The 25,836-nt window shown below is 62.1% G+C and carries 29 protein-coding genes; 21 read left to right on the top strand and 8 right to left on the bottom strand.

The genetic code is table 11. The features are described 5' to 3' along the window. Window positions 1–16: 16 nt before the first annotated feature. Together arcD and HNE05_RS16955 are read right to left on the bottom strand one after the other, a co-directional pair. Window positions 17–1,450, bottom strand: a complete 1,434-nt coding sequence (gene arcD / locus HNE05_RS16960; protein WP_173209510.1) for an arginine-ornithine antiporter — start codon at window positions 1,448–1,450, stop codon at window positions 17–19. Between the two features lie 216 nt (window positions 1,451–1,666). Next, the gene (locus HNE05_RS16955; RefSeq protein WP_173209508.1) at window positions 1,667–2,035 is read right to left on the bottom strand and encodes a DUF5064 family protein; all 369 of its coding nucleotides are present in this window, start codon (window positions 2,033–2,035) and stop codon (window positions 1,667–1,669) included. A gap of 253 nt (window positions 2,036–2,288) precedes the next feature. On the opposite strand from HNE05_RS16955, the gene HNE05_RS16950 reads away from it, so the two are divergent. Both HNE05_RS16950 and HNE05_RS16945 read left to right on the top strand, forming a co-directional pair. Then, window positions 2,289–2,675 (top strand): DUF3302 domain-containing protein, encoded by a 387-nt coding sequence (locus HNE05_RS16950; RefSeq protein WP_173209506.1) that lies wholly within the window; start codon window positions 2,289–2,291, stop codon window positions 2,673–2,675. A gap of 3 nt (window positions 2,676–2,678) precedes the next feature. Continuing rightward, complete coding sequence (locus tag HNE05_RS16945; protein WP_173209504.1) at window positions 2,679–3,638, top strand: HlyD family secretion protein; 960 nt, start codon at window positions 2,679–2,681, stop codon at window positions 3,636–3,638. A gap of 79 nt (window positions 3,639–3,717) precedes the next feature. Here HNE05_RS16945 and HNE05_RS16940 read toward each other — a convergent pair whose 3' ends face one another. Both HNE05_RS16940 and HNE05_RS16935 read right to left on the bottom strand, forming a co-directional pair. After that, entirely contained in the window at window positions 3,718–4,029 is a 312-nt protein-coding gene (locus tag HNE05_RS16940) for a DUF2388 domain-containing protein (RefSeq protein WP_173209502.1), read from the bottom strand. A gap of 60 nt (window positions 4,030–4,089) precedes the next feature. Then, entirely contained in the window at window positions 4,090–4,761 is a 672-nt protein-coding gene (locus tag HNE05_RS16935; RefSeq protein WP_173209500.1) for a DUF3313 domain-containing protein, read from the bottom strand. Between the two features lie 261 nt (window positions 4,762–5,022). Between HNE05_RS16935 and HNE05_RS16930 the strand changes: the two genes are divergently transcribed. The 8 genes from HNE05_RS16930 (at window position 5,023) to HNE05_RS16895 (ending at window position 11,936) form a co-directional block, all read left to right on the top strand. Then, a complete protein-coding gene (locus HNE05_RS16930; protein WP_173209498.1) occupies window positions 5,023–5,349 on the top strand; it encodes a TraR/DksA family transcriptional regulator in 327 nt (108 codons plus the stop codon). A 79-nt stretch (window positions 5,350–5,428) separates the two neighbouring features. After that, on the top strand, window positions 5,429–7,882 hold the full coding sequence (locus tag HNE05_RS16925; RefSeq protein ID WP_173209497.1) for a Lon protease family protein: 2,454 nt from the start codon (window positions 5,429–5,431) through the stop codon (window positions 7,880–7,882). A gap of 219 nt (window positions 7,883–8,101) precedes the next feature. Next, entirely contained in the window at window positions 8,102–8,443 is a 342-nt protein-coding gene (locus HNE05_RS16920) for a PA4575 family protein (RefSeq protein WP_173209495.1), read from the top strand. Between the two features lie 192 nt (window positions 8,444–8,635). After that, on the top strand, window positions 8,636–9,130 hold the full coding sequence (locus tag HNE05_RS16915) for a TIGR00645 family protein (protein WP_173209493.1): 495 nt from the start codon (window positions 8,636–8,638) through the stop codon (window positions 9,128–9,130). A 140-nt stretch (window positions 9,131–9,270) separates the two neighbouring features. Then, window positions 9,271–9,576, top strand: a complete 306-nt coding sequence (locus HNE05_RS16910; RefSeq protein ID WP_173209491.1) for a DUF6482 family protein — start codon at window positions 9,271–9,273, stop codon at window positions 9,574–9,576. Then, on the top strand, window positions 9,570–11,108 hold the full coding sequence (locus HNE05_RS16905) for a cryptochrome/photolyase family protein (RefSeq protein ID WP_173211717.1): 1,539 nt from the start codon (window positions 9,570–9,572) through the stop codon (window positions 11,106–11,108). Before HNE05_RS16910 ends, HNE05_RS16905 begins: the two co-directional genes overlap by 7 nt. After that, the gene (locus HNE05_RS16900; RefSeq protein ID WP_173209489.1) at window positions 11,105–11,251 is read left to right on the top strand and encodes a DUF2256 domain-containing protein; all 147 of its coding nucleotides are present in this window, start codon (window positions 11,105–11,107) and stop codon (window positions 11,249–11,251) included. The genes HNE05_RS16905 and HNE05_RS16900 overlap by 4 nt, the downstream gene beginning before the upstream one ends. A gap of 55 nt (window positions 11,252–11,306) precedes the next feature. Then, complete coding sequence (locus tag HNE05_RS16895) at window positions 11,307–11,936, top strand: BamJ family beta-barrel-assembly machinery protein (RefSeq protein WP_173209487.1); 630 nt, start codon at window positions 11,307–11,309, stop codon at window positions 11,934–11,936. 284 nt (window positions 11,937–12,220) lie between these two features. On the opposite strand, the gene HNE05_RS16890 is transcribed toward HNE05_RS16895, so the two are convergent. Further along, complete coding sequence (locus tag HNE05_RS16890; protein ID WP_173209485.1) at window positions 12,221–12,463, bottom strand: PA4570 family protein; 243 nt, start codon at window positions 12,461–12,463, stop codon at window positions 12,221–12,223. 132 nt (window positions 12,464–12,595) lie between these two features. After that, window positions 12,596–13,564 carry a polyprenyl synthetase family protein gene (locus HNE05_RS16885; protein ID WP_173209483.1) on the bottom strand — a complete coding sequence of 323 codons (969 nt, stop codon included), beginning with the start codon at window positions 13,562–13,564 and terminating at the stop codon, window positions 12,596–12,598. Window positions 13,565–13,869: 305 nt separating this feature from the next. On the opposite strand from HNE05_RS16885, the gene rplU reads away from it, so the two are divergent. The 5 genes from rplU (at window position 13,870) to HNE05_RS16860 (ending at window position 17,448) form a co-directional block, all read left to right on the top strand. After that, window positions 13,870–14,181, top strand: a complete 312-nt coding sequence (gene rplU, locus HNE05_RS16880; protein ID WP_173209481.1) for a 50S ribosomal protein L21 — start codon at window positions 13,870–13,872, stop codon at window positions 14,179–14,181. 23 nt (window positions 14,182–14,204) lie between these two features. Beyond that, complete coding sequence (rpmA, locus tag HNE05_RS16875; RefSeq protein ID WP_160488875.1) at window positions 14,205–14,462, top strand: 50S ribosomal protein L27; 258 nt, start codon at window positions 14,205–14,207, stop codon at window positions 14,460–14,462. Between the two features lie 106 nt (window positions 14,463–14,568). Continuing rightward, window positions 14,569–15,795 carry an Obg family GTPase CgtA gene (gene cgtA / locus HNE05_RS16870; protein ID WP_173209479.1) on the top strand — a complete coding sequence of 409 codons (1,227 nt, stop codon included), beginning with the start codon at window positions 14,569–14,571 and terminating at the stop codon, window positions 15,793–15,795. A gap of 61 nt (window positions 15,796–15,856) precedes the next feature. Next, on the top strand, window positions 15,857–16,975 hold the full coding sequence (gene proB, locus HNE05_RS16865; RefSeq protein WP_173209477.1) for a glutamate 5-kinase: 1,119 nt from the start codon (window positions 15,857–15,859) through the stop codon (window positions 16,973–16,975). 11 nt (window positions 16,976–16,986) lie between these two features. Beyond that, window positions 16,987–17,448 (top strand): CreA family protein, encoded by a 462-nt coding sequence (locus HNE05_RS16860; RefSeq protein ID WP_173209475.1) that lies wholly within the window; start codon window positions 16,987–16,989, stop codon window positions 17,446–17,448. Window positions 17,449–17,548: 100 nt separating this feature from the next. Here HNE05_RS16860 and rpsT read toward each other — a convergent pair whose 3' ends face one another. Continuing rightward, complete coding sequence (gene rpsT / locus HNE05_RS16855) at window positions 17,549–17,821, bottom strand: 30S ribosomal protein S20 (protein WP_173209473.1); 273 nt, start codon at window positions 17,819–17,821, stop codon at window positions 17,549–17,551. 195 nt (window positions 17,822–18,016) lie between these two features. On the opposite strand from rpsT, the gene murJ reads away from it, so the two are divergent. The 6 genes from murJ (at window position 18,017) to ispH (ending at window position 25,368) form a co-directional block, all read left to right on the top strand. Further along, a complete protein-coding gene (gene murJ / locus HNE05_RS16850; protein ID WP_173209471.1) occupies window positions 18,017–19,561 on the top strand; it encodes a murein biosynthesis integral membrane protein MurJ in 1,545 nt (514 codons plus the stop codon). A gap of 81 nt (window positions 19,562–19,642) precedes the next feature. Next, entirely contained in the window at window positions 19,643–20,581 is a 939-nt protein-coding gene (gene ribF, locus HNE05_RS16845) for a bifunctional riboflavin kinase/FAD synthetase (protein WP_173209469.1), read from the top strand. A 14-nt stretch (window positions 20,582–20,595) separates the two neighbouring features. Next, window positions 20,596–23,427, top strand: coding sequence for an isoleucine--tRNA ligase (ileS, locus tag HNE05_RS16840; RefSeq protein WP_173209468.1), 2,832 nt, complete (start codon window positions 20,596–20,598; stop codon window positions 23,425–23,427). After that, window positions 23,420–23,929: a signal peptidase II gene (gene lspA / locus HNE05_RS16835; RefSeq protein WP_173209466.1), complete on the top strand. Its 510-nt coding sequence runs from the start codon at window positions 23,420–23,422 to the stop codon at window positions 23,927–23,929. The genes ileS and lspA overlap by 8 nt, the downstream gene beginning before the upstream one ends. Next, window positions 23,922–24,359 (top strand): FKBP-type peptidyl-prolyl cis-trans isomerase, encoded by a 438-nt coding sequence (gene fkpB, locus HNE05_RS16830; RefSeq protein WP_173209464.1) that lies wholly within the window; start codon window positions 23,922–23,924, stop codon window positions 24,357–24,359. The genes lspA and fkpB overlap by 8 nt, the downstream gene beginning before the upstream one ends. A gap of 64 nt (window positions 24,360–24,423) precedes the next feature. Next, on the top strand, window positions 24,424–25,368 hold the full coding sequence (gene ispH, locus HNE05_RS16825; RefSeq protein WP_173209462.1) for a 4-hydroxy-3-methylbut-2-enyl diphosphate reductase: 945 nt from the start codon (window positions 24,424–24,426) through the stop codon (window positions 25,366–25,368). A gap of 40 nt (window positions 25,369–25,408) precedes the next feature. Here ispH and HNE05_RS16820 read toward each other — a convergent pair whose 3' ends face one another. Continuing rightward, window positions 25,409–25,834 carry a type IV pilin protein gene (locus HNE05_RS16820; RefSeq protein WP_173209460.1) on the bottom strand — a complete coding sequence of 142 codons (426 nt, stop codon included), beginning with the start codon at window positions 25,832–25,834 and terminating at the stop codon, window positions 25,409–25,411. Window positions 25,835–25,836 lie beyond the last annotated feature (2 nt).

Genomic DNA, 25,836 nt, shown 5'->3' with positions numbered 1-25,836 from the left:
GTTCGAACTCCTTCTCTTAAAGGCTGAGGAAGCCGTCGTAGAGACCGTAGGCGGCAATGCCTGCGCCGATCAAAACGACAACGAAGATCACTTTCTCGATGGTGGTGAACACCGGCTGGCCCAGTTCGCGCTTGGCCTTGGCGAACAGGATGGCGCCCGGTGCGTAGAGCAGTGCAGAAAGCAGCAGGTACTGCACGCCCGCGGCGTACACCAGCCACACCGCGTATATGGTGGAAATCAGGGCGATCAGCAGGTCCTTGTTACGTTGACCGCCGGCGTTCTCATAGGTCTCACCGCGCACCGCCAGCAGCACCGCGTAGGCGCTGGACCAGAAGTACGGCACCAGGATCATCGAAGTGGCCAGGTACAGCAGCTTCAGGTAGGTGGCGTCGTTGAACAGGGTGATGACGAGGAACAATTGGATCAGGCCGTTGGACAGCCATAGGGCATTGACCGGTACGTGGTTGACGTTCTCCTTGCGCAGGAACTCCGGCATGGTGTGGTCCTTGGCCGAGGAGAAGATGATCTCCGCGCAGAGCAGGGTCCACGACAGCAGGGCCCCGGCCAGCGAGACGATCAGGCCAATGCTGATCAGCATGGCGCCCCAAGGGCCGACCACATGCTCCAGTACGCCGGCCATCGACGGGTTCTTCAGCCCGGACAGCTGGGCTTGGGCCAGGATGCCCTGGGACAGCAGGTTGACCAGTACCAGCAGCAGCAACACGCCAACGAAACCGACTACGGTGGCCTTGCCTACGTCGCTGCGCTTCTCGGCGCGGGCGGAGAAGATGCTCGCACCTTCGATGCCGATGAACACCCACACGGTGACCAGCATCATGTTGCGCACCTGGTCCATCACGCTGCCCAGCTCGGTGTTGCTTTCACCCCAGAAGTCGCTGGTGAACACGTCCAGCTTGAAGGCGATGACGCCTATGATGATAAACAGCGCCAGCGGCACCATCTTGGCGATGGTGGTGACGGTGTTGATGAACGCCGCTTCTTTGATCCCGCGCAGCACCAAAAAATGCAGCATCCACAGCAACGCCGAGGCGCAGATGATCGCTGTGAGGGTGTTGCCCTCGCCGAAGCCGGCATTCGGGAAGATGTAACCCAGGGTGGAGAACAGCAGCACCATGTAGCTGACGTTGCCGATCCAGGCGCTGATCCAGTAACCCCAGGCCGAGGAGAAGCCCATGTAGTCGCCGAAGCCGGCCTTGGCGTAGACATACACGCCGCCGTCCAGTTGCGGTTTGCGGTTGGCCAGGGTCTGGAACACGAAGGCCAGGGTCAACATGCCGACACCGGTGATCAGCCAGCCGATCAGGGTGGCGCCGGCGCTGGCGCTGGCGGCGATGTTCTGCGGCAGGGAGAAGATCCCGCCACCGACCATGGAACCGACGACCAGGGCGACCAGTGCGCCGAGTTTTAGTTTGTTGCTGGAGTCCGTCATGTTGCCTCCTGGCTGTATTGGCAGCGTTTTTTATTAGGCAGTGGTGCTGATGACCAACGTATGACCGTGTGCTCCGGCCATGCAGTGCAGATTGCCGAGCGCTGTGCAGCGTGGCGCGTTGTTCAAATCCATCTGTCCTCTTTGAAGGCTGCTGTGGCGACGTGCTGAGAGCCAGTGCATCTCGGATGTGCTGGTCAATCGAGCGCTACTGCAAGCTCACAGGCCATCTTTCTCGAGGTGATCAAAGTCGACCGGTTCACCCGGCTTCGCCCCCAGCTGCTCGCGGATGTCCTTGAACATGGCGTCGTATTCGGCATGTCCGCGCATGATTGGGCTGGAGTTGGGTGACAAGCCGTGTTTGACCACTGCCTTGGTGATCAGGCTGGCAAAGTTGAAGGCGGTATCGCGGTGCATGTCGAACTCTTCGCAGAACTCGCGGCCTTCGATGGTGCCTGTCACCTTGAAGTGCATCAGCATGCCTTCGACCGCATCGCGGCGGACCTCGTAGAACACGTCGATCTCGAACTTCGGCATGTGCGGCATGTTGAGTGGCGTGGTGCGGTGAAGATGACCTGGTTTGAACATGCTAGCCCCCATGGCCTTGCAGAACGGTCTGATATTGGTGTCTCGGCGGGGCGCTGCTTATTGGTACGGGCGTCCCTTCCCCCTTGAAATGTAGTGCGCAATTTCTAACTAGCAAGCGCTCGGAAATCTATTGGAGCTTGGGTTGACTTGCGTCATGTCGACTCTGTGGCTGCCACCTGTATTGCTCGCCGTGCGGCGGCTGGGCTGCTAGCCTCAGGCGCGTGTAAGCGTGCTAATAACTGGGGGCAGGGAGATGCTGGACTACGCGGCTCTGGGGATTCTGATTTTCGTCGGCATCGTGCTGTTCTATGGGGTGATCGTGATTCATGACATTCCTTACGAGATAGCCGTACACCGCAAGCATCCGCAGCAGGATGCGATTCTGGTGGCGGGCTGGGTCAGCCTGTTCACCTTGCATGTGATCTGGCCGTTCCTGTGGATCTGGGCAACCTTGTACCGGGAAGATCGCGGCTGGGGTTTTTCCACGGGGGAGTCCGGGCAAAGCCCGCGTTTGCAGGCGCTGGAACAGCAGGTTGGCGAGCTGCAGCAGCGCCTCGATGCGCTCGTCAGCAGTGCCGTGCCGAGCGTGGTCGAAGCCCCCGCGGCACCGGCTGCAGCCACGCCGCCGCAGGAGGGTTGAGCCATGGATTTATTACTGATCCTGACTTACACCGCCATCTGCGTCGTCATCTTCAAGGTCTTCAAAATTCCGCTGAACAAGTGGACCGTGCCGACGGCCATGCTCGGTGGCATCGTGCTGATCGGCAGCCTGATCTTCCTGATGAACTACAACCATCCCTATTCCGAGGTGTCACGCAGCTACTTCGTCAGTACGCCGATCGTGCCGGCAGTCAGCGGCCAGGTGATCGAGGTGCCGGTGCAAGGCAATCGGATCATGGAAAAGGGTGAGGTGCTGTTTCGCATCGATCCGACACCGTTCGACAACCGGGTGAAGTCGCTCAAGGCGCAACTGGTCTCGGCTCGTGCGGATCAGTTCCGCGCCCGCGAGCTGGCCAAACGCAACCTGGGTAATCGGCGCGACGTCGATGTGACCACGGCGCGGGTCGATGATCTGCAGGCGCAACTCAATATTGCCCAGTTCGACTTGGACAATACCGTCGTGCGTGCGCCCTCGCGCGGCTATGTCACTCAGGTGACGCTGCGTCCCGGGATCTACGCGGTGAAGATGCCGCTACGCCCGGCGATGATCTTCGTGCCCCATGAGGATTACTCCTATGTGGCCTGGATGCGGCAGAACAGCCAGTTGCGCCTGAGCATGGGCGATGACGCCGAGATCGCTTTCGACGGCCTGCCGGGGCAGGTGTTCAAGGCGCGGGTGAAAATGGTGCTGCCGGTGATTGCCGAAGGCCAGGTGCAGCCCTCGGGCAACCTGATAGGTTTCACCGGATCGCCACCCGCCGGCCGGGTGCCGGTGGTGCTGGAGGTGATCGATCCGGCCTTCGAGCCTTACCGCGACCTGATGCCGGGCGGCTCTTATGGGCAGGCTGCGCTCTATACCAAGCACTTCCACCATGTGGCGGTGATGCGCAAGATTCTGCTGCGCATGTCGTCCTGGATGAACTACTTCTTCCCGTTCCACTAAGTGCAAAGGCCCCGTAGTCAGTTATGCCGTGTCTGGCATATCCGGCTACGAGGCCTTTTGCTTTGTCGGCGTGTCGCTTTCAGCGCGCCAGCATGGCTTGCGCCAGTTGCATGTCGCTAGCGTCTCCAGTCGGGTAGTGGGCGCGGGCATGGCTGAGAGCGGTTTCCAGGAAGGCGCCGCGTATTTCGCCCTGGCTGGCCACGAAACTGGCCGCGTCGTCCTGTGCCTGCAGGATGATCTTGTCATCCTTGAACGACGATGACGTGGCGTCGCTGGTGCCGCCAATCGACTCAATCGTGGTGTCGGTAGTGACCACGAAGCTGGTGGCCATGGCCAGCGGGCTGCAGAGCAGGCCCAGGATGGTTAGGTAGCGTGCGGTTTTAAGGCGCATGGTGGTTCTCCTTGCCGTTGTTTAGGGCTCCGCCCACTTTCAGAATGAGCGGAGTGCGTTTCAGCGTTTGGCGCGCAGCTGTTCGAGAGACAGGCGCATGTCGCTGGCCCAGCCATCAATGACCGGCTTCACATCGTTGGCGCTGAGCACCTGCTTGCTGTTTTCCAGGTTGGTGCCTGCGCCCTTGCGTACTACTTCGGCAACCACCTTGCTGCTGCCTCCGTCGACGAAGGAGGCTTCGGTGGCGATTTCCACTTGCTGGTCACGCTGGCCGGCGGCGGTTGTCGCGGCGGCCAGTACCAGGGCAATCGGGATTACTTCATAGGGTTGCAGGCCTTCGGTTTCGGCCGACACGGCGGTGATGGCCGGGCGAATGACCAGCGCGCTGCTGCTTGGCGAATCGGCGATGCTGATGACCTTGCTCAGTTCGCGCCTCAGGGCCTGGTCGTAGTAGCTGGTGACGTCGTTCAGGGTGGCCTGCGGGATGCGCGAGTTAGGCTGCGGGCGCGGATGGAACTGGCTGGGCTCGATATACACCTGGGTATAGCGGCTGATGTCCAGATTCGGATCGACCCAGCGCGCCACCTTGACTCCGCTCGGGCTGGTCTGCTCGCTCAGGCGACTGTAGTCCTGCAGAAAACCCGAGTACTGGGTGGGCTCCACCAGCGTGCTGGCGCAGCCGGAAAGCAGCAGGCTGGCGGCTAGCAGGGGTGTAGCAAAGCATTTGGTCATGTAGGGCTCCTGAGAGTGGTTATGTAATCGTGATTCCTGAGGGCCTTGCTGCCTTGGCTTGAAAAGCTCGAAGCGATATTGCTGCAAGCATAGTGAGCTGTGCGGGCAACGCCAGGTTTCAGCGCTAGCCTGACGCGCTGAGATGACACTGGAGTTGACGACTATCAATAGCCTCTAAAACCAGTAGGGCGGCATTTGACGGGTGTCAGTGCAAGCCCGACAGAAGTGGCCACACTGGAGAAAACTACCATGGAGTCTGTCATGAGCACTTTCGACCCGCGCGCCGCCCTGGATCAACTGTTTGCTGAGTACAGCAAGCGCGCCAACTCGATTCGCCGGGATCTCGGCCTGCCTCATCAGGCGGATTTTGCCGAGCAGGCCCAGGAGCGGCAGAACGATGAAGTGCTGGAGGCCCTGCTCGCCGAGGCCGAGGCCGGTTTGCGCCAGGTTGGTCTGGCGCGCCAGCGTCTCGACGAAGGGCGCTATGGTGACTGCCAGCGTTGTGGCGAACCGATCAATCCGGCGCGCCTGGCTGTGTTACCGACTGCCGAGTGCTGCCTGGCTTGTGCGGAAAAACCGCCAACTTGATGCCTTGCCAGCAGCGTCGGGGCGGCGCCAGAATGAGTCCAACTTTCCGCGGTATAGCACCGCCCGATAAGGACTTCCGATGCCCGAATCCTTCGCTGCTGGCCTGCACCTGGCGCCTGATGACCTGACCCGCCCCTTCGCTCCCGAACAGTTCAACTTCACCACCACCGACGATCTGGAATTCTTCCGCGGCGTGCTCGGCCAGGAGCGCGCGGTCGAGGCCCTGCAGTTCGGCGTGGCGATGCCGCGCCCTGGCTACAACGTGTTCGTCATGGGCGAGCCGGGCACGGGGCGCTTCTCCTTCGTCAAACGCTACCTCAAGGCCGAGGGCAAGCGCCTGGCCACCCCGGTCGACCGGGTCTACGTCAACCACTTCGACGAGCCGCGCGAGCCGCGTGCGCTGGAGCTGCCGCCGGGCACGGCGGGTACCTTTATCAGCGACATCGGCCACCTGCTCGACAACCTGCTGTCGACCTTCCCGGCGGTGTTCGAGACGCCGACCTACCAGCAGAAGAAGAGCGCCATCGACCGGGTGTTCAACCAGCGCTACGACAAGGCCCTGGACGTGGTCGAGCGCCTGGCCCTGGAAAAGGACGTGGCGCTGTACCGCGACAGCAGCAATATCGCCTTCACCCCGATGAAGGACGGCAAGGCGCTCGACGAAGCCGAGTTCGCTCAACTGCCGGAAGCCGAGCGCGAACGCTTCCATACCGATATCGCGGCCCTGGAAGAACGCCTGAATGAAGAGCTGACCGGTCTGCCGCAGTGGAAGCGCGAGCTGAGCAACCAGCTGCGCCAGCTCAACGAGGAAACCATCACCCTGGCCCTGCAGCCGCTGCTGGCGCCGCTGTCGGAGCAGTACGCGGAAAACGCCGGGGTCTGCGCCTACCTGCAGGCGGTGCAGGTCAACCTGCTGAAGACCGTGGTCGATCAACTGGTCGACGAGAAACCCGACGGCCAGCGCCGGGAAGTGCTCGAAGAACATTATTCCCCGAGCCTGGTGGTCGACCATCACGCCGACGGCGGCGCGCCGGTGGTGTTCGAGTCGCACCCGACCTACGACAACCTGTTCGGCCGCATCGAATACAGCACCGACCAGGGCGCGCTCTACACCAGCTACCGGCAGCTGCGTCCGGGCGCCTTGCACCGCGCCAACGGCGGTTTCCTGATTCTCGAAGCGGAGAAAATGCTCGGCGAGCCGTTCGTCTGGGATGCGCTCAAGCGCGCCCTGCAATCGCGCCAGCTGAAGATGGAGTCGCCACTCGGCGACCTCGGCCGCATCGCCACCGTGACCCTGACGCCGCAAGTGATCCCGCTGCACCTCAAGGTGGTGATCATCGGCTCGCGCCAGCTGTACTACACCCTGCAGGACCTCGATCCGGACTTCCAGGAGATGTTCCGCGTGCTGGTCGACTTCGACGAGGATATCCCGCTGGCCGACGACAGCCTGGAGCAGTTTGCCCAGCTGATGAAGACCCGCACCTCGGAAGAGGGTATGGCGCCACTCAGCGCCGCCGCCGTGGCGCGCCTGGCGACCTACAGCGCGCGCCTGGCCGAACACCAGGGGCGCCTGTCGGCGCGGATCGGCGACTTGTTCCAGCTGGTCAGCGAGGCGGACTTCATCCGTAATCTGGCCGGAGATGCGGTAACCGACGCCGGCCATATCGAGCGCGCGCTGAAGGCCAAGGCCACCCGTACCGGGCGGGTCTCGGCGCGGATCATCGACGACATGCTGGCCGGCATCATCCTGATCGACACCGCCGGCGCCGCCGTGGGCAAGTGCAATGGCCTGACCGTGCTGGAAGTCGGCGACTCGGCCTTCGGGGTGCCGGCGCGCATCTCCGCCACGGTCTATCCGGGCGGCAGCGGCATCGTCGACATCGAGCGCGAGGTCAATCTCGGCCAGCCGATCCACTCCAAGGGGGTGATGATCCTCACGGGTTACCTAGGCAGTCGCTACGCCCAGGAATTCCCCCTGGAAATCTCCGCGAGCATCGCCCTGGAACAGTCCTACGGCTATGTCGACGGCGACAGCGCCTCGCTGGGCGAGGTGTGCACGCTGATCTCCGCCCTGTCGCGCACGCCGCTCAAACAGTGCTTCGCCATCACCGGTTCGATCAACCAGTTCGGCGAGGTGCAGGCGGTCGGTGGGGTCAACGAGAAGATCGAAGGCTTCTTCCGCCTGTGCGAGGCCCGCGGCCTGACCGGCGAGCAGGGGGTGATCATCCCGCACTCCAACGTGACCACCCTGATGCTCGATGAGCGGGTGCTGCAGGCCGTGCGCAGCGGTATGTTCCACGTCTATGCCGTGCGCCAGGTCGACGAGGCGCTCAGCCTGCTGGTTGGCGAGGCGGCTGGCAGCCCAGACGAGCAGGGCCAGTTCCCCGCCGGCAGCGTCAATGCCCGGGTGGTCGAGCGCCTGCGCAGCATCGCCGAGATGGGCATGGAAGAAGAGGAAAAACCGGTGGAAGAGGCCAAGCCCAGGGAAACCAAGGCCAAGGCCAAAACGGCAGCGAAAAAGCCCAAGGAATGACCTGGCGGGCTGTGCACGAAACGGCAACAGCTCCCAGCGGCCTGCCGACAACTGGTCAGTCACTGACCAGTCTGGCGGCGGCCACGGCGCGCGCTGTTCGGGGCTGCTTTCCCCCGCTCCATCCACAGAGTTATCCACAGTGCGCGGGGATAACTTTTACCTTTCCCGAGCGTGGGGCGGGGTGTAGGCTGAAAGCCAGACCTTGCGAGGATCGCCGCCATGCCGCGCAGCCTCTGCCTCACCCGTCAGTGGTTGGGCCTAACCACCCGTATCGAGTGCGTGATTCGTCCGCTGGCCGGTGAGCGTGGCTTGTGGACGTTGCTCTGTGCGGCCGGAATGTCGGGCGCCCAACCTTCCGCGATCAAGGCGCAGGGCCCATTTCACGGGCCTTTCGTGGCCGAAGCAGTGCTTGACTCGATTGCCCAGTGCCTGGCAGTGCAAGGCTATGTCGAGTGCACGGAACCGCATATCTGGCGCCTGCACCTGCAAGCCGAACTGCGCCGTTTGAATGGCGAGCATTGCCCTCATGTCGGCGATTACCAGTTCCGTCCGGAAAGCTGAGCACCCAGCTGCACGCTTTTTGCCCAATGTACGCCAGGTGGCATATGGGCTGGCCTGCAGCCATCCACCCCAACCTTGCGCACAAGGTTATCCACAGCAACCGGGGATAAACCCTGCAACGCTTTAGCGCCTTTGTCCGGCAGGGTCGGCTGGGTATACTCGCGGCCGGATTTTCTGACTTGGTGAGAGCTCATGGAACGCTTTATCGAGAACGCGATGTACGCGTCGCGCTGGCTGTTGGCCCCCATCTATTTTGGCCTGTCGCTGGGGCTGCTGGTTTTGGCGCTGAAGTTCTTTCAGGAAGTTTTCCACATTATCCCCAACGTGTTTTCCATGGCTGAGGCCGATCTGATTCTGGTGATCCTGTCACTGATCGACATGGCCCTGGTCGGCGGCCTGCTGGTGATGGTGATGATTTCCGGCTACGAGAACTTCGTCTCCCAGCTGGACATCGACGACGGCAAGGAGAAGCTCAGCTGGTTGGGCAAGATGGACTCCGGCTCGCTGAAGATGAAGGTGGCCGCCTCCATCGTGGCGATTTCCTCGATTCACCTGCTCAAGGTGTTCATGAATGCCGAGAACATCGAGCCCATCTATTTGAAGTGGTACGTGATCATCCATATGGCCTTTGTGGTGTCGGCCTTCGCCATGGGCTATCTGGACAAGCTGACCAAGCACGTCCACTGATCCACTGCTTGCGCGTCAATCGCCGCCCGGCCGTTGCATAACGGACGGGCGGTTTCGTTTCTGCCTTGCGTTAGTGCGTAGCTGTACAAGAATTGTATTTGTACATATTTTTGTATAGCTTTGCCGGCGAGGTGAACCCCATGAATTTGCACGACCTGCTAGCCCATGCCCACGCCGGGCATATCGATGAGCTCAATCTGATTTCCCTGGAAGGCGGCATCTATGTGCTGGAAGTGCGCATGGATGGCCAATCGCTGCCGGTCAAGGACGAGCACGGCAAGACCCTGCACCTGCGCTCCGTGGAGCATGCCCGCGAAGTTTTGCGCGAGCTGCCGCGGTTGCCTTTCCATCTGGTGCACGCCGAGGTGCATGACGAGATGTGCGGCATGCCGCCTGCCGCCAGCGAGCCGCTGCGGGTACCGATCTCGATGAACAACGCCTGGTGAGTGGTCCGCGTCTCGCTCTGGTGCTGGGCGATCAACTGTCCTTCGACCTGGCTTGCCTGGCGGCGTTGGACCCGGCGCAAGATGCCGTGCTGCTGGCCGAGGTGATGGAGGAGGCCAGTCATGTTGCCCATCACCCACAGAAAATCGCGCTGATCTTCAGTGCCATGCGTCACTTCGCCGAGGCGTTGCGCGAGCTCGGCTGGTGCGTGCATTACGTGCGCCTGGATGATCCGGGCAACAGCGGCTCGATCGCGGCTGAGCTGCGCCGTTGGGCGACGCAGCTGCAATCTGTCGAGGTGCATGTCACTGAATGTGGCGATTGGCGGCTGGAGCAGTCGCTGCGTGACAGCGGCCTGCCGCTGGTGTGGCATGCGGACGTGCGCTTTCTCTGTGGTCGAGGCGAGTTCGCCGACTGGGCCAGGGGCAAGAAGCAGCTGCGCATGGAGTACTTCTACCGCGAGATGCGCCGTAAGGGTGGTTGGCTGCTGAATGGCGATGGTAGCCCGGTGGGCGGTGCGTGGAGTTTCGATGCGGAGAACCGCAAGGCGCTGCCAAAGCGGCTCAAGGCGCCCATGGTGGCGCACTTTGCGCGGGATCCGATCACCTGCGAGGTGCTGGAGCTGGTGGCGCTGCGCTTCGGCCATCACTACGGCAGCCTGGAGCGCTTCGATTACCCGGTAACCCATGCCGAAGCCGAGGCGCTGTGGTTGCACTTTCTCGATTTCGCCCTGCCGGCTTTTGGCGACTATCAGGATGCGATGGCTGCGGGCGAGCCCTTTCTGTTCCACGCGCGCATCAGTGCGGCACTGAATATCGGCCTGCTCGATCTGCGTCGCCTCTGTGCGGATGTCGAGTCTGCCTATTGGTCGGGGCGCGTGCCCCTGAATGCCGCGGAAGGGTTCATTCGCCAGCTGATCGGCTGGCGCGAATATGTGCGGGGCATCTACTGGCTACACATGCCTGGCTATGCCCAGCGCAATGCCTTCGGCAACACTCGGCCACTGCCGGAGTTCTACTGGACCGGCCAGACCCGAATGAAGTGCATGAGCCAGGCCATTGGCCAGACTCTGGAGCATGCCTATGCCCACCATATCCAGCGGCTGATGGTGACCGGCAACTTCGCCTTGCTCGCGGGCATCGCTCCGCAGCAGGTCTGCGACTGGTACCTGGCGGTCTACATGGATGCCTTCGACTGGGTCGAGTTGCCCAATACCCTGGGCATGGTCATGCATGCCGACGGGGGCTATCTGGGCTCCAAGCCCTATTGCGCCAGTGGCCAGTACATCAAGCGGATGTCCGATTACTGCGGCAGCTGTGCCTACAAGGTGACGGAAAGTACCGGCGAGCAGGCGTGTCCGTTCAACGCCCTGTACTGGCACTTCCTGATGCGTCATCGCGAACAGTTGGGCGGCAACCAGCGCCTGGGCATGGTCTACAAGAACCTCGAACGCATGCCCGAGGCCAAGCAGCAGGCGTTATGGCAGCGCGGCGAGCAGTTGCTGGCGCAGCTGGATGCGGGGGAAGTGCTGTGAAGAAGGCCGCATTGCCGGTGAAGCACTGTGCGGTGTGCGGCTTACCCTTCAACTGGCGCAAGAAGTGGAGCCGTTGTTGGGCTGAGGTGCGTTACTGCTCCGAGCGTTGCCGACGAAATCGAGTCGCCGGGGGCGGGCCATGAATAGCGGCCTGTGCTAGGCTGGCCGCCCTTTTTTGTCCGCTAGTGGAGCTCGGCCATGTCCGAAGTCAATCTGTCCAACGATCTGTCCACCGACGAAGGCCGCGTTAGCTACGGCATCGGCCGTCAGCTGGGTGACCAGCTGCGCGACAACCCGCCGCCGGGCGTGAGCCTGAATGCGGTGATTGCCGGTCTGCGTGACGCCTTCGATGGCCAGCCAAGCCAGGTCTCCTCGGAAGAACTGAATGCCAGCTTCCGGGTGATCCGCGAAATCATGCAGGCCGAAGCTGCCGCCAAAGCCGAAGCGGCTGCCGGCGCCGGGCGTGCCTACCTGGTCGAGAACGCCAAGCGTGATGGCGTGACCGTGCTGGAATCTGGCCTGCAGTACGAAGTGCTGGTCGCCGGCGAGGGCGCCAAGCCATCCCGCGAAGACCATGTGCGCACCCACTACCATGGCACCCTGACCGACGGCACCGTATTCGACAGCTCCTACGAGCGTGGCGAGCCGGCTGAGTTCCCGGTAGGCGGCGTGATCGCCGGCTGGATCGAGGCCCTGCAGTTGATGAATACCGGCAGCAAGTGGCGCCTGCACGTGCCGAGCGAGTTGGCCTACGGCGGTCAGGCCGTTGGCAACATCCCGCCGCACAGCGTGCTGGTGTTTGACGTCGAGCTGCTCGAGATCCTGTAAGAACCTATCTCGGATCTCTTGATCGTCGGCCATGCTGCGTTGCAATTGGGCTCGGACCTGCTCATTTACACCTCGTAAACTCCGCGTCCTCGCCCAATTGCGCCTTGCCTGGCTTTAGCTCAAAAGATCCGCAACAGGTTCAGGGTCAATGATCGGTAAAAGCGATGCCCGGCTGGTCGTCCTGACCGGCCGGGCATCAGCAGGGGCGCCGTTGCTCCTGCGGCATGACTAACCTGCGCGGTGGTCAGCCATCTGCCTGGCGCGTCCTTGTGCCAGTCTGTTGCTCAATGCAGTTCCTCATGTGGTCGCAATGCCCGGGCGTAACAGAACAGGAACAGGCTGCGGACCAGCTCCTTGAGCACCAGCGGTTCGTTGGAGTTGAGGCTGCTCAGGTCCAGATCACCCTGGTCGCGCAGTTCGCCGATGGCTTCCTCTTCCAGCACCGCACAAACCGCCCCGGTCTCCCGATTGAGAATACGCAGGTAAGGATGCGGGCGATCCAGCCAGGCATCGATCAAATAGGTCATGGCTCATCTCCTTGTCGCGAAACATCGGATGAGAATAATTCCTATTCAAATAATAGCAAGTCTCAATTGCAGCCTTTTGTCGCCCAATAAAAAGCCCGTCACGTGGACGGGCTTTTTTACTGCGCTTGCCCGTTAGTGGGTGCGGGCTACGGCGAAGCGGCACAGCTCGATCAGGGCGGTCCGGTATTCGTTATCTGGTAGGTCGTCGAGGCAGGCAATCGCCTGGTCGGCATGCTCGCGGGCGAGCTGGGCGGTGTAGGCCAGGGCGCCGGAGGCTTCGACGGCGGCGCGAATGCTTTCCAGGTCGTCGAGACCGCCTTTCTGGATCGCCGTACGCACCAGGCTGGCCTGTTCGGCAGAGCCTTCGCGCATGGTGTAGATCAGCGGCAGAGTCGGCTTGCCTTCGGCCAGGTCGTCGCCGACGTTCTTGCCCAGGGTGGCGGCATCACCCTGGTAGTCGAGCAGGTCGTCGACCAGCTGGAAGGCGATGCCAAGGTGGTCGCCAAAGCGGCTCAGGGCCTCGCTCTGCGCCTGGCTGGCACCGGCCAGGGCGGCGGCGCTGTGGGTCGAGGCCTCGAAGAGCATGGCGGTCTTGCCGCGGATGACTTCCATGTAGGTCTCTTCCGTGGTGCTGGCATCACGGATCTTCGACAGCTGCAGCACTTCGCCTTCGGCGATCACCCGGGTGGCGCGCGAGAGGATCTTCATCACCGGCATGCAGCCGAGCTCGACCATCATTTCGAACGAGCGCGAATAAAGGAAGTCGCCGACCAGCACGCTCGGCGCGTTGCCCCACTGCGCATTGGCGGTGGCGCGGCCGCGGCGCATGCCGGACATGTCGACCACGTCGTCATGCAGCAGGGTGGCGGTGTGCAGGAATTCGATGGTCGCGGCCAGCAGGCGCAGATCGTCGGCCTGATAACCCAGGGCCTTGCCGCTGAGCAGCACCAGCAGCGGGCGCAGGCGCTTGCCGCCGGCGGAGATGATGTAGTCGCCGATCTTTTCCACCAGGGGCACGCGCGATACCAGCTGGCGGCGGATGATCCCGTCGACGGCGGCGAAATCGTCCGCCACCACGCTGTAGAAGGCCTGGGGTTGCATCGTTGACGGGGGCTCCTGGAAATTGTGCCGGTGTAGGTCACCGCAAGGATGACGGGCAAAAGCTATGCCGAACCGGGCGCTAGCGGGCTGCGCGGCATGCTAGGGGGCGGGGTAGGGGCTGTCAAGGCAAGTGCTGGCGGGGCTTGCCTCGCCATCGGGCTTTCCGTACAATCGCGGCCCCTAACTTCTTTGGGCACTCCCTGCCTTACGCAATTGCTAGGGTTTGACACTGACCCAAGCAGCCATGCCGGCCAATAACTCTTCCTATAAAGAGTCGGGTGAGCAGGTTTAACGGAGAGATATCCATGTACGCAGTAATTGTTACCGGTGGCAAGCAGTACAAAGTCGCCGAAGGTGAATTCCTCAAGATCGAAAAGCTGGAAATCGCCACTGGCGAATCCGTGACTTTCGACCGCGTTCTGCTGATCGGCAACGGTGATGACGTCAAAATCGGCGCCCCGGTAGTAGAAGGTGCGAAGGTTGTTGCTGAAGTGACCGCTCAAGGCCGTCATGACAAAGTGACCATCATCAAGTTCCGCCGTCGTAAGCACCACATGAAGCGTCAGGGCCACCGTCAGTGGTTCACCGAAATCAAGATCACTGGCATCCAAGCCTGATCCCAGTCTGGAGTATTTGACTCATGGCACACAAAAAAGCTGGCGGTAGTACTCGTAACGGCCGCGACTCAGAAAGCAAACGCCTTGGCGTGAAGATGTATGGCAGCCAGGCTATCAAAGCCGGCAACATCATCGTGCGTCAGCGCGGCACCCAATTCCACGCTGGCTACGGCGTTGGCATGGGCAAAGACCACACCCTGTTCGCTAAAGTTGACGGCGTGGTCAAGTTCGAAGTTAAAGGCGCCTTCGGTCGTCGTTACGTGAGTGTCGTGGCCGCCTAAGCCCGCGCTTGCTGAAAAAGCCCTGTCTCGCGACGGGGCTTTTTTGTTTCTGTATATCCTGTATCCCGTGTTCCATTAGCCCGTCGCCGAGACGGGAGGCGTACCCATGAAATTCGTCGATGAAGTTTCGATTTTTGTAAAAGCCGGCGACGGCGGTAACGGCATGATGAGCTTTCGTCGTGAGAAGTTCATCGAGAAGGGTGGCCCCAACGGCGGCGATGGCGGTGATGGCGGCTCCATCTTCATGGAGGCCGATCCGAACCTGAATACCCTGGTCGACTATCGCTACACGCGCCGTTTCAATGCGCGCAATGGCGAGAAGGGCGGCAGCACCGAATGTACCGGCGCCAAGGGTGAGGATCTGATCCTGCCCGTGCCGGTCGGCACCACGGTGATCGATGCCAGTACCCAGGAGATCATTGGCGACCTGACCAAGCCGGGTCAGCGCCTGATGGTGGCGCAGGGTGGTTGGCACGGGCTGGGCAACACCCGCTTCAAGTCCAGCACCAACCGCGCGCCGCGCCAGACCACGCCGGGCAAGCCGGGCGAGTCGCGCGACCTCAAGCTGGAGCTGAAGGTGCTGGCCGATGTCGGTTTGCTGGGTCTGCCGAACGCTGGCAAGAGTACGTTTATTCGCTCGGTGTCGGCGGCCAAGCCGAAGGTGGCGGATTATCCCTTCACCACCCTGGTGCCTAACCTGGGTGTGGTCAGTGTCGGGCGCTACAAGAGCTTCGTGGTCGCCGATATCCCGGGCCTGATCGAAGGGGCTTCCGAGGGTGCGGGGCTGGGGATTCGCTTCCTCAAGCACCTGGCGCGGACCCGTCTGTTGCTGCATCTGGTCGACATGGCGCCGCTGGATCAGAGCGATCCGGCCGAGGCGGCCGCGGTGATTATTCATGAGCTGGAGAAATTCAGCCCGGCTCTGGCCGATCGCGATCGCTGGCTGGTGCTGAACAAGGCCGATCAGCTGCTCGACGACGAGCGCGAAGAGCGCATGCGTGCGGTGGTCGATCATCTGGACTGGGATGGCCCGGTCTTTGTCATCTCCGCCCTGGAGAGCGAAGGCACCGAGGCGCTGAGTCAGGCGATCATGCGCTATCTCGACGAGCGCGAGCTGCGCAAGGTCGAGGAGCCGGCCTATGCCGAAGCGCTGGCTGAGCTGGATCGGCGTATCGAGGGCGAGGCGCGTGCCCGTCTGCAGGCGTTGGACGACAAGCGTGCGCTGCGCAAGGCGGGGCTGAAAAGTGTCGATGACATCAGCGATGACGATGTCTGGGATGATGACTTTGAAGATGACGAAGATGGTCCGGAGATCATCTACGTTCGCGATTGAGGTATCGTACAGCGCCGCTAGATAGCGGCGTTGTGCTGACTGGCCAGTAGGATTTGACGACATGCGGGACAAGGTGACTGGCGCCCAGCGCTGGGTGGTGAAGATCGGTAGTGCACTGCTGACGGCGGACGGGCGTGGCCTGGATCGTGCGGCCATGGCGGTGTGGGTCGAGCAGATGGTGGCGCTGCGCGAGGTGGGCGTCGAGCTGGTGCTGGTGTCCTCCGGGGCTGTCGCCGCGGGCATGAGCCGCCTGGGCTGGGCGTCGCGCCCGAGTGCCATCCATGAATTGCAGGCTGCTGCAGCGGTGGGGCAAATGGGGCTGGTGCAGGCCTGGGAGTCCAGCTTTGCCGAGCATGGCAAGCACACGGCGCAGGTGCTGCTGACTCATGACGACTTGTCGGATCGCAAGCGCTACCTGAATGCGCGCAGCACCCTGCGCACCCTGGTCGAGCTCGGCACCATCCCGGTGATCAACGAGAACGATACCGTTGTCACCGACGAGATCCGTTTTGGGGACAACGACACCCTGGCGGCGCTGGTGGCCAACCTGGTCGAGGCCGATCTGCTGGTGATCCTTACCGATCGCGACGGCATGTTCGATGCCGACCCGCGGCACAATCCCGATGCTCAGCTGATTTTCGAGGCGCGTGCCGATGATCCGTCGCTGGATGCGGTGGCGGGCGGCACCGGTGGTGCGTTGGGGCGCGGCGGCATGCAGACCAAGCTGCGTGCGGCGCGTCTGGCGGCGCGTTCCGGGGCTTATACGGTGATTGTCGGTGGGCGTATCGAGCGCGTGCTCGATCGGCTCAAGGCGGGCGAGCGTCTTGGTACCTTGCTGGCGCCCGAGCGTGGCCTGTTGGCGGCGCGCAAGCAGTGGTTGGCTGGGCATCTGCAGACCCGTGGCACCCTGGTGCTGGATGCGGGGGCGGTCAAGGCGCTGTTGCAGGATCGCAAAAGCCTGTTGCCGGTCGGGGTCAAGGAAGTGCAAGGCAGCTTCCGTCGTGGCGAGATGGTGGTGTGCGTCGGTCCGGATGGTCGCGAGATTGCCCGTGGCCTGGCCAACTACAGCGCCCTGGAGGCGCAGAAGATTGTCGGGCAGCCGTCGGATGCCATCGAGAAATTACTGGGTTATGTCGATGAGCCCGAGCTGGTGCATCGGGATAATCTGATTCTGGTTTGAGGAGATTGCCAATGCGTACCGTTAAAGGATTGCTAGGGTGCCTGTTGGCGCTGCCGTTGCTGGTGAGTGCGGAGGAGATTGGTGAGGTCTCCACGGTGTTCAAGTGGGTCGGGCCGAACGACAAGATCGTGGTCGAGGCCTTCGATGATCCGAAGGTGGAGGGCGTGACCTGCTACCTGTCGCGGGCCAAGACTGGTGGCGTAAAGGGTGGTCTGGGCTTGGCCGAGGATCGGGCTGAGGCGTCCATCGCTTGCCGTCAGGTCGGAGCTATCCGCTTCTCCGGCAAGCTCGAGGATGGCGAGGAGGTGTTCAAGGAGCGCACTTCGCTGGTGTTCAAGACCATGCAGGTGGTGCGTTTCTTCGACGAGAAGCGCAATACCCTGGTTTACCTGGTGTATAGCGACCGCATCATCGAGGGCAGTCCGCAGAACGCGGTCACCGCCATTCCGATCCTGCCCTGGGCGGGGCAGTAATCGGATAAAAACAACCGGAGCTGGGCTCCGGTTTTTTATGTCCAGTAAATAGCGGGCAATAAAAAACCGGCCGAAGCCGGTTTTTTAGGAGCGGTACATCTTAGGCGGCGGTAGCCATTGCCTTGATGTGACCGTTCAGGCGGCTCTTGTGACGAGCTGCTTTGTTCTTGTGGATGATGCCTTTGTCGGCCATGCGGTCGATTACAGGCACAGCCAGAACGTAAGCGGTTTGCGCTTTTTCCAGGTCTTTGGCGTCGATAGCCTTGACCACGTTCTTGATGTAGGTACGAACCATGGAGCGCAGGCTGGCGTTATGGCTACGACGCTTCTCAGCCTGTTTGGCGCGTTTTTTGGCAGAAGGTGTATTGGCCACCGTCAAGCTCCTCGAAAAAATCTGGGGGGATAGCAACAAATAAGGCCGCGAATCATGCCGAGGCGTTCGGCATCTGTCAAGTGTATTAGCACTCTGCTCTGCTGGCCTGACCAGTGGCTGGCCGTTACACTCGTTGCCTTTCTAGGCCAGCGGGCAAACCCTGGCTATGCCCGTTAGCGGAAGTCGAAGTATCCCATGAATCTGCTCAAGTCGCTGGCTGCTGTCAGCTCACTGACCATGCTGTCCCGCGTGCTGGGCTTCGTGCGCGATACCCTGATCGCGCGGATATTCGGTGCCGGGGTGGCGTCCGATGCCTGGGTGGTGGCGTTCAAGCTGCCCAACCTGCTGCGCCGGATATTTGCCGAGGGGGCATTTTCCCAGGCTTTCGTGCCGATTCTGGCGGAGTACAAGACCCAGCAGGGCGACGAAGCGGCGCGAACCTTTGTCGCTTATGTCTCGGGTCTGCTGACCCTGGTGCTGGCGCTGGTCACCCTGCTCGGCATCCTGGCGGCGCCCTGGATCGTGTGGATTTCGGCGCCGGGCTTTGCCGATGAGGTGGATCGCTTCGGGCTGACGGTCGATCTGTTGCAGGTGACCTTTCCTTACATCCTGCTGATCTCGCTGTCGTCGCTGGCCGGGGCGATACTGAACACCTGGAACCGCTTCTCGGTGCCGGCCTTCGTGCCGACCTTGCTGAATGTCAGCATGATCCTCTTCATGCTGTTTCTCGCGCCCTATTTCGATCCGCCGATCATGGCGCTGGCCTGGGCTGTGCTGGTGGGTGGTCTGCTGCAACTGCTCTATCAGCTGCCGCACCTGAAGAAGATCGGCATGCTCGTGCTGCCGCGCCTGAGCCTTCGCGATACGGGCGTGTGGCGGGTGCTCAAGCAGATGGGGCCGGCGATTTTCGGCGTGTCGGTCAGCCAGATTTCGCTGATCATCAATACGATCTTTGCGTCTTTTCTGGTCGCCGGCTCGGTGTCCTGGATGTACTACGCCGACCGCCTGATGGAGCTGCCTTCCGGGGTGCTGGGTGTGGCCCTGGGCACCATCCTGTTGCCGGCCTTGTCGAAAACCTACGCCAGCGCCAATCGTGAGGATTACTCGCAGTTGCTCGACTGGGGGTTGCGCCTGTGTTTCCTGCTGGTGCTGCCGGCTGCGCTGGCGCTGGCGGTGCTGGCCGAGCCGCTGACCGTTTCGCTGTTCCAGTACGGCAAGTTCACGGCCAGCGATGCCGACATGACGCAGCGGGCGCTGATCGCCTACTCGGTCGGTCTGCTGGGTATCACGCTGATAAAAATCCTGGCGCCCGGCTTCTATGCCCAGCAGAACATCAGGACGCCAGTAAAGATTGCCGTTGTCAGTCTGCTGGCCACGCAATTGATGAATGTGCTGTTCGTCTTCGTGATTCCCCTGGCGCACGCCGGCCTGGCGCTGTCGATCAGCCTGGCGGCCTGTTTGAATGCCGGGTTGTTGTATTGGCAATTGCGCAAAGGCGGGCTGTATCAGCCGCAGGCCGGCTGGTGGGTGTTCCTCGGCAAACTTTTGCTGGCCCTGTTGAGCATGGTCGCGGTGCTGCTGCTGGTCATGCACTTCATGCCGCCCTGGGCTGATGACGGCATGCTCATGCGTCTGTTGCGCCTTGTTGCGTTGGTGGCGGTTGGCGGGCTGGTCTATTTCGGCGTGCTGCTGCTGCTGGGCTTCCGTTTGCGTGATTTTGCCCGGCGCGCGGCACAGTAAGGGCTGGCTGGTGGACGTGCTGCCTGTTGCCCGCTGCCGCCTGTGCGTATAATCGACCACTTTGTAAGCAAGAAGCGCGCTATGCAGCTGGTCCGAGGTCTCCACAATCTGCTACCCCTGACCCAGGGATGCGTTGCCACCATCGGCAACTTCGATGGCGTGCATCGTGGTCACCAGGCCATCCTGGCGCGCCTGCGCGAGCGTGCCATCGAGCTGGGCGTGCCCAGTTGCGTGGTGATCTTCGAACCACAGCCACGGGAGTACTTCGCCCCGGATACCGCGCCGGCACGCCTGACCCGCTTGCGTGAGAAACTCGAATTGCTGGCTGCCGAGGGCGTCGACCGGGTCTTGTGCCTGGCCTTCAATCGCCGTCTGCGTGAGCTGTCGGCCGCCGAGTTCGTCCGTCAGGTATTGGTGGAAGGGCTGCGCATCAAGCATCTGGAAGTAGGCGATGACTTCCGCTTCGGCTGCGACCGTTCCGGGGATTTCGCTTTTCTGGTGCAGGCCGGTGAGCAGCAAGGCTTCACAGTCGAGGCGGCATTGACCGTCGAGCTGGATGGCGACCGGGTCAGCAGCACGCGCGTGCGCCAGGCGCTGCAGGCGGGCGAGCTGGAGCTGGTCGAGCGACTGCTGGGACGCCCCTATGCGCTGGCCGGACGAGTCCTGCATGGGCAGAAGCTGGCGCGTCAGCTGGGCAGTCCGACCGCCAATGTGCAGCTGAAAAGGCGTAAAGCGCCGCTCACGGGCGTGTTCCTGGTGCGCGCGCAGTGTCAGGGCAAGAGTTTTCAGGGCGTGGCCAATATCGGCCAGCGGCCTACGGTAGCGGGCGATGGAAGCCCGCACCTGGAAGTGCATCTGCTGCAGTTCGCTGGCGATCTATACGGCCAGCGCCTGACGGTGCAGTTCCACCACAAGCTGCGCGATGAGCAGCGATTTGCCTCCCTGGAGGCGCTGAAGACGGCGATAGACGCGGATGTCGCCGCCGCCCGGGCCTACTGGCTTGGCCAACCGCTTGACTGATCGAAGAGCCTGAGATGACCGACTACAAAGCCACGCTGAACCTCCCGGATACTGCCTTCCCGATGAAAGCCGGCCTGCCCCAGCGCGAGCCGCAAACCCTGGCGCACTGGGACAGCATTGACCTGTACCAGAAGCTGCGCCAGCTCGGCGAAGGCCGGCCGAAGTTCGTCCTGCACGATGGCCCGCCCTATGCCAACGGCAGCATCCACATCGGTCACGCGGTCAACAAGATCCTCAAGGACATGATCATCCGTTCCAAGACCCTGGCTGGCTTCGACGCCCCCTACGTGCCGGGCTGGGACTGTCATGGCCTGCCGATCGAGCACAAGGTCGAAACCACCTTCGGCAAGAATCAGCCGTCCGATCTGACCCGCGAACGCTGCCGCACTTATGCCGGCGAGCAGATCGAAGGGCAGAAGGCCGACTTCATCCGTCTGGGCGTGCTCGGCGAATGGGACAACCCGTACAAGACCATGGCCTTCGCCAACGAAGCCGGGGAAATCCGCGCCCTGGCCGAGATGGTCAAGCAAGGCTTCGTGTTCAAGGGCCTCAAGCCGGTGAACTGGTGCTTCGATTGCGGCTCGGCCCTGGCCGAAGCGGAAGTCGAATACCAGGACAAGAAGTCCGATGCCATCGACGTGGCTTTTGCCGTCGAAGATGCCGCCAAACTGGCTGCCGCCTTCAGCCTGACCGACTTGAGCAAGCCGGCCAGCATCGTGATCTGGACCACCACACCCTGGACCATCCCAGCCAACCAGGCGCTCAACGTCCACCCCGAATTCACCTACGCCCTGGTCGACACCGGTGAGCGTCTGCTGCTGCTGGCCGAAGAACTGGTCGAAAGCTGCCTGGCCCGCTACGGCCTGCAAGGCGAAGTGATCGCCACCGCGGCTGGTGCCGCGCTGGAAAGCATCCGCTTCCGTCACCCGTTCTACGAGCGTTTCGCCCCGGTCTACCTGGCCGAGTACGTCGAGCTGGGCGCCGGTACCGGCATAGTCCACTCGGCCCCGGCTTACGGCGAAGACGACTTCCGCTCGTGCAAGCAATACGGCATGAGCAACGACGACATCCTCAGCCCGGTGCAGAGTAACGGCGTGTATGTCAGCGACCTGCCGTTCTTCGGCGGCCAGTTCATCTGGAAGGCCAACCCGGCCATCGTCGCCAAGCTCGACGAAGTCGGCGCACTGCTCAAGCACGAAGCCATCCAGCACAGCTACATGCACTGCTGGCGGCACAAGACCCCGCTGATCTACCGCGCCACGGCGCAGTGGTTCGTCGGCATGGACAAGCAGCCGGAGCAGGGCGCTACCCTGCGTGAGCGTGCCCTGTCGGCCATCGAGCAGACCGAATTCGTTCCGGCCTGGGGCCAGGCGCGCCTGCACAGCATGATCGCCGGGCGCCCGGACTGGTGCATCTCGCGCCAGCGCAACTGGGGCGTGCCGATCCCGTTCTTCCTGCACAAGGAAAGCGGTGAGCTGCACCCGCGCACCGTCGAGCTGATGGAGCAGGTGGCCGCGCGTGTCGAGGAGCAGGGCATCGAAGCCTGGTTCAAGCTCGACGCTGCCGAGCTGCTCGGCGCCGAGGCGGCGCAGTACGACAAGATCAGCGACACCCTGGACGTCTGGTTCGACTCCGGCACCACCCACTGGCACGTGCTGCGCGGCTCGCACCCGCTGGGCCATGAGCAGGGACCGCGCGCCGACCTCTATCTGGAAGGCTCGGACCAGCATCGCGGCTGGTTCCACTCGTCCTTGCTGACCGGTTGCGCCATCGACGGCCATGCGCCGTACAAGGCCCTGCTGACCCACGGTTTCGTGGTCGACGAGAACGGCCGCAAGATGTCCAAGTCCCTCGGCAACGTGGTCGCCCCGCAGGAGGTCAACGACAGTCTGGGCGCCGACATCATGCGCCTGTGGGTCGCCTCGACCGATTACTCGGGCGAGATGGCCGTGTCCAAGGTCATCCTGCAGCGCAGCGCCGACGCCTACCGGCGTATCCGCAACACCACGCGCTTCCTGCTTTCCAACCTGAATGGCTTCGATCCGGCCAAGGACCTGCTGCCGGTCGAGCAGATGCTCGATCTGGATCGCTGGGCCCTGGACGCCGCAGCGCGCCTGCAGGAAGAGATCATCGAGGCCTACGGCGAGTACCGTTTCTGGAACGTCTACTCCAAGGTGCACAACTTCTGCGTACAGGAGCTGGGCGGCTTCTACCTCGACATCATCAAGGACCGCCAGTACACCACTCAGGCCGACAGCATCGCCCGGCGTTCCTGCCAGACCGCGCTGTTCCATATCGCCGAGGCGCTGGTGCGCTGGATCGCGCCGATCCTGGCATTCACCGCCGACGAGATCTGGCAGTTCCTGCCGGGCGAGCGTAACGAGTCGGTGCTGCTGAACACTTGGTACGACGGCCTGAATCGTCTGCCGGAAGGCTTCGAGCTGGATCGCGCCTACTGGGAGCAATTCACTGAGGTCCGGGCCGCTCTTAACAAGGAGCTGGAGAACTTGCGCGCGGCCAAGGCCATTGGCGGCAATCTGCAGGCGGAAGTCACCCTATTCGGTGATGAGTCCTTGCAGCAGTCTCTGGCCAAGCTCGGCGATGAGCTGCGCTTTGCTTTGATCACCTCCGCCGCCAGCGTTGCGCCGCTGAGCGAGGCGCCAGCCGATGCGGTGGTTACTGAGGTGGCGGGGCTCAAGCTGAAGATCGTCAAGTCGACTCACGCCAAGTGTGGTCGTTGCTGGCACTTCCGCGCCGACGTTGGCAGCAATGCTGCCCACCCGGAGCTGTGCGAGCGCTGCGTGAGTAACGTCGAAGGTGCAGGCGAGGTGCGCAAGCATGTCTGACGTCAGTCGTTTCGGTCGTTTGACCTGGTTGTGGTTGGCGCTGCTGGTGTTCGTGCTGGATCAGGGTAGCAAGCAGGTCGTGCTGCAGCTCCTCGAATACGGCCAGCGCGTGGTGGTGCTCGATGGGTACTTCGACTGGGTCCATGTGTACAACCGTGGCGCGGCGTTCAGCTTCCTGGCCGGCGAGTCGGGCTGGCAGCGCTGGTTCTTTGCCGCTATCGCGCTAGGCGTTAGCGCTGTGCTGGTGGTCTGGCTCAAGCGCCTGAAGGCCGACGAAACCTGGTTGGCCATCGCCCTGGCGATGGTGCTGGGTGGCGCGCTGGGCAACCTGTACGACCGCATGGTGCTCGGCCACGTGGTCGACTTCATCCTGCTGCACTGGCAGGACCGCTACCGTTTTCCCGCCTTCAACCTGGCGGACAGCGCCATTACCGTCGGTGCGGTAATGCTGGCGCTGGATATGTTCAAGAGCAAGAAGTCCGGAGAACCTGCCCATGACTGAGCAACGTATTGGCCCGGACAAGGAAGTCACCCTGCATTTCGCCCTCAAGCTGGCCAATGGCGATGTGGTCGACAGTACTTTCGACAAGAGCCCGGCGACCTTCAAGGTCGGTGACGGCAACCTGCTGCCGGGTTTCGAGGCAGCGCTGTTCGGCTTCAAGGCTGGTGACAAGCGCAGCCTGCAGATCGAGCCGGAAAATGCCTTCGGTCAGCCCAACCCGCAGAACGTGCAGGTTATGCCGCGCTCGCAGTTCGCTGACATGGAGTTGTCTGAAGGTTTGCTGGTGATCTTCAACGATGCCGCCAATGCCGAGTTGCCGGGGGTGGTCAAGGCCTTCGACGACAGCCAGGTGACCATCGATTTCAATCATCCGCTGTCGGGCAAGACGCTGAGTTTCGATGTGGAAATCATCGAGGTTCGCTCGGCCTGATCTGCTACACGGGGAGAGGCGTACACTCTTCCCATCGCCTCCTTCGTGCGCCGAGATTCCCAGCATGCAAATCAAACTCGCCAACCCCCGCGGTTTCTGCGCCGGCGTCGACCGCGCCATCGAGATCGTCAACCGTGCCCTGGAAGTGTTCGGCGCGCCGATCTATGTACGGCACGAAGTGGTGCACAACAAGTTCGTGGTCGAGGACCTGCGTGCGCGCGGCGCGATCTTCGTCGAAGAGCTGGATCAGGTGCCGGATAACGTCATCGTCATCTTCAGCGCCCACGGCGTCTCCCAGGCCGTGCGTCAGGAGGCTGAGGCACGTGGCCTCAAGGTGTTCGACGCGACCTGCCCGCTGGTGACCAAGGTGCATATGGAAGTGGCGCGCTACAGCCGCGACGGCCGCGAATGCATCCTCATTGGTCATGAAGGACACCCGGAAGTCGAAGGCACCATGGGCCAGTACGACGAGCGCAACGGCGGCAGCATCTACCTGGTCGAGGACGAGGCGGATGTGGCCGCGTTGCAGGTGCGCAATCCCGAGTCCCTGGCTTTTGTCACCCAGACCACCCTGTCCATGGACGACACCAGCAAGGTGATCGACGCCCTGCGCGCCAAGTACCCGAGCATCGGCGGCCCGCGCAAGGACGACATCTGCTACGCCACGCAGAACCGCCAGGATGCGGTCAAACAGTTGGCTAGCGAGTGCGATGTGGTGCTGGTGGTGGGTAGTCCGAACAGCTCCAACTCCAACCGCCTGCGCGAACTGGCAGAGCGGCTGGATACTCCGGCCTATCTGATCGATGGCGCTGAGGATCTAAAGCCGGAGTGGTTTGCCAATGCTGAGCGTATTGGCATCACGGCCGGTGCTTCGGCGCCTGAAGTGCTGGTGCTTGGCGTAGTCGAGCGTCTGCGCAGTTGGGGCGCCGTCGGCGCGGAGGAGCTGGATGGCAGGCCGGAGAATGTGACCTTCTCGATGCCCAAGGAGCTGCGGCTCAAGAGCGTTTAATTGCACAAATGAAAACGGGGCCTTTCGGCCCCGTTGTTATTTATATGCCAGAGCAACTGCCCCAGGCATTGGCCAGCGCTCCAGTCCCACCCCGGACGCCAGCCGAACTCAAGGTCAGTGTGCCAAGGCCATTCAGGCGGCCTGTGGCTATTGGCGTCGCTGTCAGCGAATAGCCGGTAGCGGTCGGGTTGACAATTACGATATCGGTTTGTTTGCTATTACTGTCCACCGGACTTTGCGCATATGCGCCTAATGTTGCTTGTGTTGCAGTCGCATATGTATTGTTTTGCGCTCTGAAGCGCTCCATCAAATTAGCTGCCCCAACCATTGTCGCTTTGGCGTCTTCACAGGCAGCCCTCCTCAGGTAACCCTGGTAGCTGGGTATGGCAATGGCTGCAAGGATGCCCAGGATAGCAAGCACAATCATCATCTCGATCAATGTGAAGCCAAAGTGCTTTCTATTCATTA

The sequence above is a fragment of the Pseudomonas campi genome (assembly GCF_013200955.2).
In the GTDB taxonomy this organism is placed as follows: domain Bacteria; phylum Pseudomonadota; class Gammaproteobacteria; order Pseudomonadales; family Pseudomonadaceae; genus Aquipseudomonas; species Aquipseudomonas campi.
Note: the sequence above shows the minus strand (reverse complement) of the source record. Positions and strands in the feature narration are given on the sequence as shown.